Annotated in this window: 1 pseudogene; it reads left to right on the forward strand. The window is 30.4% G+C overall.

Features of this window, described 5'->3' with window-relative positions:
• Positions 1-96 precede the first annotated feature (96 nt).
• A pseudogene (locus tag NG904_RS15935) lies at positions 97-1,291 on the forward strand (IS3 family transposase).
• The last annotated feature ends 38 nt before the right edge of the window (positions 1,292-1,329 follow it).

Genomic DNA, 1,329 nt, shown 5'->3' on the forward strand with positions numbered 1-1,329 from the left:
AATAAAATGGTACCTATAGACAGGACACTTTGAAAAAAAGTGTTTCGTTTATAGGTACTTTTTTATGTATAATATTAATATCATGGAGGAAATGGTATGAGTAAAATTACATTTAGTAAAGAAAATATTGAGTTATTAAAACAAAATCCTTATGTTGCCAAAGTAAGTGAAAAATCTATAACTTACTCTGATGAGTTTAAGCGACTATTTATAGATGAGTATTTAAAAGGAAAGACTCCTAGAATTATTTTCGAAGAAGCCGGTTTCGATATCTCTATTCTTGGAGTTAGACGTTACGAACAAGCAGCAGCTCGATGGTTAAGAATCTATAATGATAATGGAATTATAGGATTAAGGGATACACGAAAAGAAAATAGTGGAAGACCAACTACTAATGAACCATCTAAAGATGATATTATTTTAAAACAAGAATCCAAAATTAAGTTGTTAGAGGAGCAGTTAGAACTACTAAAAAAATTAGACTTGACAGAAAGGAGGCTGGTAAACAACAGCGTAACTCTAAAAGGTAAGGAAATATTTAAATTGATAAATGAGACTATCATTAATAGCAATTTGAAAAATATGGTCTCGTATTTTTGTGAGCTTTTAAATGTTTCACGCTCGGGATATTATAATTATTTGAGTACAATAGAAGAACAAAAACTAATAGAAGATAAGGACTTGGAAGCACGAGATAATATCTTAATGGCTTATTATTACAAAGGCTACAATAAAGGCTCACGTTCAATAAAAATGATTCTAGAAGGTGAGTTTTCTATAATTTATAGTAGGAAAAGGATTCAACGTATTATTAACTGATATAACATATATACCATATGGAAATAATCATATGGCTTATTTATCTACCATTAAAGATGGAAGTAGTAACGATATCCTTGCTTATCATACTTCGGAGAATATAACCCTGGATATAGCAACAACTACTATAAATAAGCTAATGGCTGAACATAAAGATAGTCTATCTAAGGATGCATTTATTCACTCTGATCAAGGTGTACATTATACAAGCCCAAAGTTTCAAAGTTTATTAAAGGAAAATACATTAGGACAATCAATGTCCCGTCGTGGAAACTGTTGGGATAATGCACCTCAAGAATCTTTCTTTGGTCATATGAAAGATGAGGTTGATTTTAAATCCTTCCAGACATTTGATGAAGTGCTTAAAGCAATCGATGACTACATCGAATATTATAATAATTATAGGTATCAATGGAACCTAAAAAAGATGACTCCTAAACAATATAGAAATCATCTTTTGTTAGCTTCATAACCTTTTTTTATTGTGTCCTTGACAAAGGGTCCACTTTA

This window comes from Clostridium sp. ZBS15, assembly GCF_023845705.1.
Taxonomy (GTDB): domain Bacteria; phylum Bacillota; class Clostridia; order Clostridiales; family Clostridiaceae; genus Clostridium; species Clostridium aquiflavi.